This window comes from Arthrobacter sp. Y3223151, from assembly GCF_059091125.1.
This window is the reverse complement of the sequence record NZ_JBNHGI010000006.1, coordinates 194750-203997: the sequence shown is the minus strand read 5'-3', so window position 1 is coordinate 203997 and position 9248 is coordinate 194750. Positions and strand designations below refer to the sequence as shown.

Annotated in this window: 10 protein-coding genes and 1 tRNA gene; 10 read left to right on the top strand and 1 reads right to left on the bottom strand. The window is 68.8% G+C overall.

The window, feature by feature from the left end:
* The 10 genes from AC5RUP_RS10980 to AC5RUP_RS10935 form a co-directional block, all read left to right on the top strand.
* The coding region (locus AC5RUP_RS10980; protein WP_494158546.1) for a pseudouridine synthase at positions 1 to 1064 on the top strand (1064 nt) is incomplete at its 5' end.
* Positions 1065 to 1118: 54 nt separating this feature from the next.
* Positions 1119 to 2186, top strand: coding sequence for a prephenate dehydrogenase (locus AC5RUP_RS10975; protein WP_494154669.1), 1068 nt, complete (start codon positions 1119 to 1121; stop codon positions 2184 to 2186).
* Positions 2183 to 2887, top strand: a complete 705-nt coding sequence (gene cmk / locus AC5RUP_RS10970) for a (d)CMP kinase (RefSeq protein WP_494067588.1) — start codon at positions 2183 to 2185, stop codon at positions 2885 to 2887. Before AC5RUP_RS10975 ends, cmk begins: the two co-directional genes overlap by 4 nt.
* A gap of 339 nt (positions 2888 to 3226) precedes the next feature.
* The gene (der, locus tag AC5RUP_RS10965) at positions 3227 to 4780 is read left to right on the top strand and encodes a ribosome biogenesis GTPase Der (RefSeq protein WP_493977986.1); all 1554 of its coding nucleotides are present in this window, start codon (positions 3227 to 3229) and stop codon (positions 4778 to 4780) included.
* A gap of 160 nt (positions 4781 to 4940) precedes the next feature.
* Positions 4941 to 5014, top strand: a tRNA-Pro gene (locus tag AC5RUP_RS10960).
* 142 nt (positions 5015 to 5156) lie between these two features.
* Positions 5157 to 5543, top strand: a complete 387-nt coding sequence (gene gcvH / locus AC5RUP_RS10955; protein ID WP_494155104.1) for a glycine cleavage system protein GcvH — start codon at positions 5157 to 5159, stop codon at positions 5541 to 5543.
* Between the two features lie 75 nt (positions 5544 to 5618).
* A complete protein-coding gene (locus AC5RUP_RS10950) occupies positions 5619 to 6098 on the top strand; it encodes an FHA domain-containing protein (protein ID WP_494067592.1) in 480 nt (159 codons plus the stop codon).
* 75 nt (positions 6099 to 6173) lie between these two features.
* Positions 6174 to 6851: a transcriptional regulator FtsR gene (gene ftsR / locus AC5RUP_RS10945; RefSeq protein WP_494132563.1), complete on the top strand. Its 678-nt coding sequence runs from the start codon at positions 6174 to 6176 to the stop codon at positions 6849 to 6851.
* An 11-nt stretch (positions 6852 to 6862) separates the two neighbouring features.
* The gene (locus tag AC5RUP_RS10940) at positions 6863 to 7366 is read left to right on the top strand and encodes a bifunctional nuclease family protein (RefSeq protein WP_493977982.1); all 504 of its coding nucleotides are present in this window, start codon (positions 6863 to 6865) and stop codon (positions 7364 to 7366) included.
* A gap of 229 nt (positions 7367 to 7595) precedes the next feature.
* Positions 7596 to 8192 carry a MerR family transcriptional regulator gene (locus tag AC5RUP_RS10935; RefSeq protein ID WP_493977981.1) on the top strand — a complete coding sequence of 199 codons (597 nt, stop codon included), beginning with the start codon at positions 7596 to 7598 and terminating at the stop codon, positions 8190 to 8192.
* Between the two features lie 169 nt (positions 8193 to 8361).
* Here AC5RUP_RS10935 and AC5RUP_RS10930 read toward each other — a convergent pair whose 3' ends face one another.
* Positions 8362 to 9201, bottom strand: a complete 840-nt coding sequence (locus tag AC5RUP_RS10930; RefSeq protein ID WP_494067593.1) for a ParA family protein — start codon at positions 9199 to 9201, stop codon at positions 8362 to 8364.
* Positions 9202 to 9248 lie beyond the last annotated feature (47 nt).

Here is a 9248-nt window from a genome sequence, read left to right as displayed (position 1 = left end):
CGGCCGGACGGGACCAGGGCCGCAACGAGTTCGGCACGGGCACCGGTCAGCCCGGTGCCCGCCGCGGCCCGGCCGAGCCCGGTGCCGCCAAGCACGGGAGCCGCAAGCCGTCGACGGCCGGTCCGGGCCAAGGAAAGCCGGCCAAACCGTCCGGCAAGTCCGGCGGCAAGACCGGCGGCAAGGCCGGTGCCGGCAAGTCTCGCGGCGGGCAGCCGCAGCGTCCCGCCGGGCCGCGGCCCTTCGGACGGGAACGCTTCGGCCAGAACCTCGGACCCGTCAGCCGCCCGGACCGTCCCTCGCGGGCGGGAGCGGGGGCGGCCTCCGAACTGCACGATCCCGAGGGCGTGCGCCTGCAGAAGGTGCTCGCCGGCGCGGGCGTGGCCTCGCGCCGGGTGTGCGAGGAATTGATCCAGGCAGGCCGGGTCGAGGTGGACGGCGTGACCGTGCGCGAACTTGGCCTGCGCGTCGACCCGTCCCGCGCCGTCATCCATGTGGACGGCATCCGCGTCCAGATGGATGAAACGCTGACGTACCTGGTCTTCAACAAGCCAAAGGGCGTTGTCTCCACCATGGAGGATCCGGAGGGGCGCCCCTGCATCAGCGACTACCTCAAGCCGCAGCAGGGCCAGCGGCTGTTCCATGTAGGGCGGCTGGACCAGGCCACCGAAGGCCTGCTGCTGCTGACCAACGACGGCGAACTCGCCAACCGCCTCACCCACCCGTCCTACGAGGTCCCCAAGACGTATCTGGTGCAGGTCCGCGGGCCCATGCCGCACGGCGTCGGGGCGCGGATGAAATCCGGAATCGAGCTGGAAGACGGCGTGTCCTCGGTCGATTCGTTCAAGCTGGTCGACTCGACGCCGGGACACGTCCTGGTGGAAGTCGTGCTGCATTCGGGCAAGAACCGCGTCGTGCGGCGCCTGTTTGACGCCGTCGGCCACCCCGTGGAACGGCTCGTCCGGATCCAGTTCGGCCCCATCCGGCTGGGCGACCAGCGACAGGGCAGCATCCGCGCCCTCGGCCGCCAGGAAGCAGGGCACCTGCTGGCCCTGGTGGGGATGTAGCCGGTGAACCCGGCACACGCGCAGGCGACCCACCTGTCCGGGCCGGTCCTGGTGATGGGAACCGGGCTGCTCGGAGCCAGCATCGGGCTCGGCCTGCGGGCCCGCGGCATCGACGTGCTGCTCTCTGACCCCTCGCCGTCGGCCCAGGCGGTGGCGCAGGATATCGGTGCCGGCCGGATCCTGCCCGCCGGGGAGAGGGTGGAGCCCCAGTTGGTCGTCGTCGCGGCGCCCCCGGATGTCACCGCCGCCGTCGTGTCGCGCGCGCTGCGCGACTACCCGGACGCCGTCGTCGTGGATATTGCCAGCGTCAAGACGGCCGTCTTCGAGGCGCTGGCCAAGGACCCTGACCTGGCGGAGGCGGACCTGGGCCGCTACGTGGGCACCCACCCGATGGCGGGGCGGGAGAAATCCGGCCCCGTGGCCGCCCGCGGCGAGATCTTCACGTCGATGCCGTGGGTCCTGTGCCCGTCGGAGTTGTCCTCGCCGGGGGCGGTGAAGACCGCGCACGCGCTGGCGATCGACCTGGGCGCGGTGGTCTCCCGCATGTCGGCCGACGAACATGACGCCGCCGTGGCGTTGATCTCGCACCTGCCGCAAGTGATGTCCTCGCTGCTGGCCAGCCGGCTGCAGGACACGCCGGCGCATGCCTTGTCCCTTTCCGGCCAGGGCCTGCGCGACGTCACCCGGATCGCGGCCAGCGACCCGGCGTTGTGGGTGCAGATCCTCGGCGCGAACGCGTCGCGGCTCGTGGACATCCTGTACGGCGTCCGCGAAGACCTGGAACGGCTGATCAGGACGCTTGAGCACCCCGAGGCCGACGGCTCCCGGTTGGACATGGCCCAGCTGATCAGCGAAGGCAACGCCGGCCAGGCGCGGATTCCCGGCAAGCACGGCGCTCCTCCGCAGGCGTTCGCGTGGCTGACCGTCCTGGTCGACGATACGCCGGGCCAAATCGCCCGCCTGCTGACCGAGATCGGCGAGGTGGGCATCAACCTGGAAGACCTGCGCCTGGAACACTCGGCGGGCCAGCCGGTGGGGCTGGCGGAGCTTGCCGTGCTGCCCAGCAAGCGGCACGAATTAATTGATTACTTGACCTCACGTGGATGGAAGGTTGTGCAATGAGCGCGGCGGAAGTGGATATGGCTCGTTACCGGCAGGGCAAGGCGCTGGTGGTTGCCATCGACGGGCCGTCGGGCTCCGGCAAGTCGTCCGTCAGCAAGGAAACCGCACGCCGGCTGCACGCGTCCTACCTGGACACCGGCGCCATGTACCGTGCCGTGACCTGGTACTGCGTCAACACCGGTGTGGACCTGGCGGATGCGGCGGCCGTCGAACAGGCCAGCAAGGACGTCGACCTGCAGATCAGCACCCACCCCGACGACGAATACGTGCGCATCGGCTCCACGGACATCACCGACGAAATCCGCGAGCCGTCCATCTCCGCCTCCGTGAGCGCCGTGGCCACGACGCTGGGGGCACGGGCCGAACTGGTCCGGCGCCAGCAGCAGATCATCGCCGACTCCGGCCGCCGGATCGTAGCCGAGGGCCGCGACATCACCACGGTCGTCGCTCCCGACGCCGAGGTGCGGCTGCTGCTGACCGCCAGCGAAGAAGCAAGGCTGCGCCGGCGCGGCCTCCAGCTGGGTGGAACGCAGAGCGACGCCGACCTGCACGAGCAGGTGCTGGCCCGCGACGCCAAGGATTCGACCGTGGTGAACTTTTCCGAGGCCGCCGACGGCGTCTTCACGGTGGATTCATCCGATCTGGACTTCGAACAAACCGTCGAAGCGGTGCTCGCCGTCGTCCGGCATGCCGCACACTGAACCCGCCGCCGCCCTCAGCCCGGGGGTGGCCTGGCTGGCGTTGAACAGCGGTGCCCCCGTGGTGCCGGCGGCTGCCCTCGGCACCAGGATCACCGGCGGGCAGCGGGATGCCATCCCTCGCCCCGGCCGAGTTTTCCACCTGGGATTCGGCTCCCCGCAGACCTACCGGCGGCTGCCCTCGATGTCCGGGCGTGTTTCAATGGACACTGCAGCCGAAGAGATCCGCCGGCAGCTGTCCGGCCATGTCCGGCACAGCGTGGCGCTCACCGGGCAGCCGCTTCCGGCCAACCACGCCCCCCGACGACAACCGGCTTGCTGCCTACCCAGAAGGAACAGACGATGAGTGACACCCAGCCCGGATCCTCCCCGGCGGACCGGCCGGCCGACGAGGAATACCGTCCGGCGGGCGAGGACCAGATCGCCGAGCACATGCTCGAGATCGATGACGACGAAGCCGAGTTGCGCGCCGCGTCGCTGCGCGCCGGCCTGGCCGACTACGACCTTGACGACGACGACGCCGCGCTGCTGGCCGCGGCCGAAGAACCCGTCCCCGACGACGAACCGCTCCGGGTGGCCCCGGTGCTGGCCATCGTCGGCCGGCCCAATGTGGGCAAGTCGACGCTGGTGAACAGGATCCTGGGCCGGCGCGAGGCAGTCGTCGAAGACACCCCCGGCGTCACCCGCGACCGGGTCTCCTACTCGGCCCACTGGAACGGACGCCCCTTCACCCTGGTGGACACCGGCGGCTGGGAGCATGACGCCCGCGGCATCCACGCCCGCGTCGCCGACCAGGCCGAAATCGCGGTGGACATGGCCGACGCCGTCCTGCTGGTCGTCGACGCCAACGTCGGCGCCACGGCCACGGACGAGGCGGTGGTGAAGATGCTGCGCCGCAAGAAGAAACCGGTCATCCTGGTGGCCAACAAGGTGGACGACCTGGCCCAGGAAGCCGAAGCCGCAGCCCTGTGGGGCCTCGGTTTCGGCGAGCCCTATCCCGTGTCGGCACTGCACGGCCGGGGAACGGCCGACATGCTCGATGCGGCCCTGGAGGTGCTGCCCGAATTCTCGGCCTACGGGGGACTCGAGCGCACGGGAGGCCCCCGGCGGATCGCCCTGATCGGCCGCCCGAACGTGGGCAAATCGTCGCTGCTGAACAAGCTGGCCGGGAGCGAGCGGGTAGTGGTCGACACGATCGCCGGCACCACCCGCGATCCGGTCGACGAAATGATCGAACTGGGCGGACGGACGTGGCGCTTCGTCGACACGGCCGGGATCCGCCGCCGCGTGCACATGCAGCAAGGCGCCGACTTCTATGCCTCGCTCCGCACGCAGGCCGCGCTCGAAAAGGCGGAGGTCGCCGTCGTGCTGCTGGCCGTGGACGAGGTGCTCAGCGAGCAGGACGTGCGCATCCTGCAGCTGGCCATCGATTCCGGCCGGGCCCTGGTGCTTGCCTTCAACAAGTGGGACCTGCTGGACGACGACCGCCGCCGGTACCTCGAACGCGAGATCGAGCAGGACCTGGCCCACGTGGACTGGGCGCCCCGGGTGAACATCTCGGCCAAGACCGGCTGGCACAAGGACAGGCTGGTCCCGGCGCTGGACCGTGCCCTCGAGTCCTGGGACAAGCGCATCCCCACCGGCCGCCTGAACGCCTTCCTGGGCGAACTGGTCGCGGCCCACCCGCACCCGGTACGCGGGGGCAAGCAGCCGCGCATCCTGTTCGGCACGCAGGCTTCCTCGCGGCCGCCGAAGTTCGTCCTGTTCACCACCGGTTTCCTGGACCCCGGCTACCGCCGCTTCATCACCCGCCGGCTGCGTGAAACATTTGGCTTCGAAGGCACCCCGATCGAGGTCAGCATGCGGGTGCGCGAGAAGCGGTCCCGCAAGCACTGAGCCGGGCCTTAGGACGGGGCCCAACCCCGGCGCCGCCGCCCGCGGCCCGGGGCCAGGGCACCGGCCCCGCCGCCCGCGGTGGCGCCGGGTGGTCATGACGCAGGGAAAAATGCTGTACAGTATTTGAGGTGGTTCCGCCGGTTGCATGAAGGCGGAACTTCGGGTTGTGGCGCAGCTTGGTAGCGCACTTGACTGGGGGTCAAGGGGTCGCAGGTTCAAATCCTGTCAACCCGACAGCAAGGGATCCGGTCCGCGAGGGCCGGGTCCCTTTTCCATTGGCTTGTGCAAGGCCCTGTATGCCTATACTTTCAGCGATGGCGGGGAAAGGGTTCCTTGCCGGAGCAACTGGCCGTCCATGGTGCGAGAAAGGCAACCGATGAGCAATATTCCTGCCGACCTGAAGTACACAGCCGAGCATGAGTGGGTGGCTGCCGCCGACGCCGAAGGCACGGTGCGCCTGGGTATCACCGACTTTGCGCAGGACGCGCTCGGCGATGTGGTCTACGTGCAGATGCCGGAAGCCGGCTCCTCCATCACCGCCAACGAGGTCATCGGCGAGGTGGAATCGACCAAGAGCGTCAGCGACATCTACGCTCCCGTCAGCGGCGAGGTCGCGGCCGTCAACGACGCCCTGGAGACCGACCCGGCCCTGATCAACTCCGATCCGTACGGGGAGGGGTGGCTGCTGGAGGTCAGGCTGTCGGATCCGGCGGCGCTGGAGACCCTGCTCAGTGCCCCGGAGTATGAACAGCAGGTAGGCTAGGAGCTACCGGAGCCACTCGACGGCCAACCGGTCCTGAACCGGTTGGCCGCTACATTTTTACGGGAGGAACTATTGATGGTGGGCGAAGCTCGCAACGCCACGGATAACGGGAACGGCGACAGCCGGAACCCGGAGGCGCACGCGGAAACCACATCCATCTCTTTGCCGCCGCAGACCTTGGCCCACGTCGCCAAACCGAGGCTCTCCCGCGAAGAGGAAGCATCGGTGATCGCGCTGCCGGCGGGGTCGGCGCTGCTGATAGCCCACGACGGCCCGAACGCCGGGGCCCGGTTCCTGCTGGACCAGGACGTCACCACCGCCGGCCGGCATCCGGAAGCGGACATCTTCCTTGACGATGTCACGGTGTCGCGCAAGCACGCGGAATTCCGCCGCTCCGGCGACGGCTTCATGGTGGTGGACTCCGGCAGCCTCAACGGCACCTACGTGAACAACGACCGTGTGGACAGCCTGCAGCTGCGGACAGGCAATGAGGTGCAGATCGGTAAGTTCCGCCTGACCTACTACGCAGGCACGGCGGCAAAGGGGCAGGGCTAACCGGTGCCCGGGTCCCAGCCAGCACGGCGCACCCTCGGGGCGTCCCGGGAGGGGTACCGCAGCAGCGTCCTCAACATCGGCGAGGTGCTGCAACAGCTGACGGAGGACTTCCCGCAGATCACGGCCTCCAAGATCCGGTTCCTGGAGGAGAAGGGGCTCATCAGCCCCCAACGGACGCCGGCGGGCTACCGGAAGTACACCGGCCAGGACGTTGAACGCCTCCGTTTCGTGCTGGCCCTGCAGCGCGACCAGTACCTGCCGCTCAAGGTCATCAAGGATTATCTGGACGCGATCGATCGTGGCGAGCGGCCGGAAGCCCTGCCCGGCGGCATGACCCTGGCCCCCCGGATGGTCTCGGAGCCGCTGGCGGCAGAACTGAACGGACGCGGCCGGGCGCTCACCCGGGCCGAGCTCCTGCAGGCCAGCGGAGCCTCCACGGAACTCGTGGACGACCTGTTGGCTTACGGCCTGATCCACGCCGAGGACGCCTGTTTCGACGAACACGCACTCAAGGTCGTGCGCGCCTGCAGGCAGCTGGGCAGCCATGGCATCGAACCTCGGCACCTCCGCCCGTTCCGGGCCGCCGCAGACCGCGAGGTCGGGCTGGTGGAGCGTGCGGTGGCCCCGCTGGCGTCCCGGCGCGACGTCGCCTCCCGCGCGCGCGCCGCGGAAGCGGCCAAGGAAATCAGCGATCTGTGCCTGAACTTGCATACGGCGCTGGTTCACGGGCACCTGGCCCAGATGGACCGCTGAACGGAGAAGCCATGCTCGAACTCGAGGTTGTCGGAGTCCGCATTGAACTCCCGTCGAACCAGCCGCTGGTGCTGCTCAAGGAAACCGACGGCGAGCGGCACATACCCATCTGGATCGGTGCGCCGGAAGCCAGCGCGATTGCGTTCGCTCAGCAGGGCATCAAACCGCCGCGCCCCATGACCCACGACCTGCTCCGCGACGTCGTGGACGTGCTCGGCCGGCGGATCACCGAAGTCCGCCTGGTGACGGTCCAGGACACCGTCTTCTTTGCCGAGCTGGTGTTTGACGGCGGGGTGACAGTCAGCTCCCGCGCCTCGGACGCCATCGCGGTGGCACTGCGGGTGCCCTGCCCGATCTACTGTGCGGACGAGGTAATGGACGAGGCCGGGGTCAAGATCGCCGAAGCGGCCGACGATGAGGAATCCGACGGCCCGGCGCAGGAGAACGCGGAAAGCCAGTTGCGCGAGTTCAGGGAATTCCTCGCCGACGTGGAGCCCGAGGACTTCGAGAAATAGCCGTCGCCGGCATCTGGTTCCGGCGCCCGAACCGCCCGGCCCGGCGCCGGGGCATCCGACACGCCGCAGCAAATATGCCAGCGTCTTTGACCGGCGGCCCCCGCCGTTCTAACGTCGAAGCATACAGTTCCCATTGCACCGCAGGCCATCTCAAGGCAGACTTAGACCAGACCTCTGGGCTGACTGCGAAGCTCATTCCCCACAGGGAACTTCGACAAGGAGGGTTCACGTGAGTCCTAAAGGTGATGCAGGCGAGATGCCGCACGCTCTGCAGACCGGCGCTGCCATACCCGCAAGTGCCCAGGGCTTGCTGTTCACCGAAGACCTGCCCGTGCTGGACGAGGACGCCGGTTACCGCGGTCCCACGGCATGCAAGGCAGCCGGCATCACCTACCGGCAGTTGGACTACTGGGCACGCACCGGACTGGTGGAACCTGCCGTCCGCGGCGCCTCCGGCTCCGGCTCGCAGCGCCTCTACAGCTTCCGCGACATCCTGGTCCTGAAGGTGGTTAAGCGCCTGCTCGACACCGGCGTCTCGCTGCAGCAGATCCGCTCCGCCGTCGGCCACTTGCGTGAACGCGGCGTGGAAGATCTGGCCCAGATCACCCTCATGAGCGACGGCGCCAGCGTGTACGAGTGCACCTCCGCCGACGAGGTCATCGACCTGGTCCAGGGCGGACAGGGCGTCTTCGGCATCGCCGTCGGCCGGGTGTGGCGAGAGGTCGAAGGCAGCCTCGCCGAGCTCCCCAGCGAACATGCCGCAGAGGAACAGGAATTTCCCGACGACGAGCTGAGCCGCCGGCGCGCCGCGCGCAAGATCAGCTGACCGCACACAGGACATAACAGCGGGAGGGGCTCCGGGAAACCGGGGCCCCTCCCGCTGATTAAAGTGCGACCCGGTGTTAAGGTGCGTTCAGGTCGGGTTTAAGTTGCGATGCCGGAGGGTTTGAGCGCCGATCGGGGCGGAGACCCGCCGCCCGGGCCGGGACCTGTTGTCAGGAGGGCTGGCGGCGGAGCGCGCGGCTGCGCATCCGGCCGGAATCGGTCAGGTTCTTGAGCAGCTCGTCGAAAAGCGCGGCCGCCTGGCGTGCCGATTCACCCGGCCACTGGTGGACGGAATGCGCTGCCCCCTGGATCTGCTGCCAGTTCGCCTGCTCGGCGATGGTGGGGGAGAGCAGCAGGTCGCCGAACATGGTTTTCATTTCGGCCAGCCGGTAACCGTGTTCGTTGGAGCTGGGCCGGACACGGTTGGCCACGACGCCGGCCGTCTTCAGGTCGGGGGCGAATTCCTCCCGGAACAAATCGATGGCGCGCATGGTGCGCTCGGTGCCCGCCACCGAGAAGAGGCTCGGCTCGGCCACGAGCAGCACCCGGGTGCTCGCCGTCCACGCCATGCGCGTCAGCCCGTTGAGCGACGGCGGGCAGTCGATGAGCACCAGCGAGTAGTCGTTCACGCGGGAGAGCACGGTGGAGAGCCTGCGCAGGTCCCGGCGGCTCAGATCGGGCCGGTCGTAGATGCCGGAGTAGGCGGAGCCGATGGCGACGTCGAGAACCTTCCGGCCGGAAGCCGGCGCGCTGCCGGGATCCGCCGAGGCCACCCAGCCGCTCGGGGCGGCGTTGGCCCGCAGGTCGGCCTTGCGCGCGTTCTTGAGGAGCCGGCCGACGTCGGTCTGGCGGGACGGCTTGACGCCTAATCCCGTGGTCGCGTCAGCATGCGGATCCAAGTCGATGACCAAGGTGGGGATTCCCGCTGCCAGCGCCGCAGAGGCCAGGCCCAGCGTGACCGAGGTCTTGCCGACCCCGCCCTTGAGGCTGCTGATGCTCACTACTTGCACGTAAAAACCAAAACCTAACGTATCGAGTCGTGGGGCTTCTGCGCCGG

Excerpts from the sequence above, each read along its gene's own strand:
- AC5RUP_RS10975 (WP_494154669.1), top strand. The coding sequence starts at position 1,119 with ATGGGAACCGGGCTGCTCGGAGCCAGCATCGGGCTCGGCCTGCGGGCC.
- cmk (WP_494067588.1), top strand. The coding sequence starts at position 2,183 with ATGAGCGCGGCGGAAGTGGATATGGCTCGTTACCGGCAGGGCAAGGCG.
- der (WP_493977986.1), top strand. The coding sequence starts at position 3,227 with ATGAGTGACACCCAGCCCGGATCCTCCCCGGCGGACCGGCCGGCCGAC.
- gcvH (WP_494155104.1), top strand. The coding sequence starts at position 5,157 with ATGAGCAATATTCCTGCCGACCTGAAGTACACAGCCGAGCATGAGTGG.
- AC5RUP_RS10950 (WP_494067592.1), top strand. The coding sequence starts at position 5,619 with ATGGTGGGCGAAGCTCGCAACGCCACGGATAACGGGAACGGCGACAGC.
- AC5RUP_RS10940 (WP_493977982.1), top strand. The coding sequence starts at position 6,863 with ATGCTCGAACTCGAGGTTGTCGGAGTCCGCATTGAACTCCCGTCGAAC.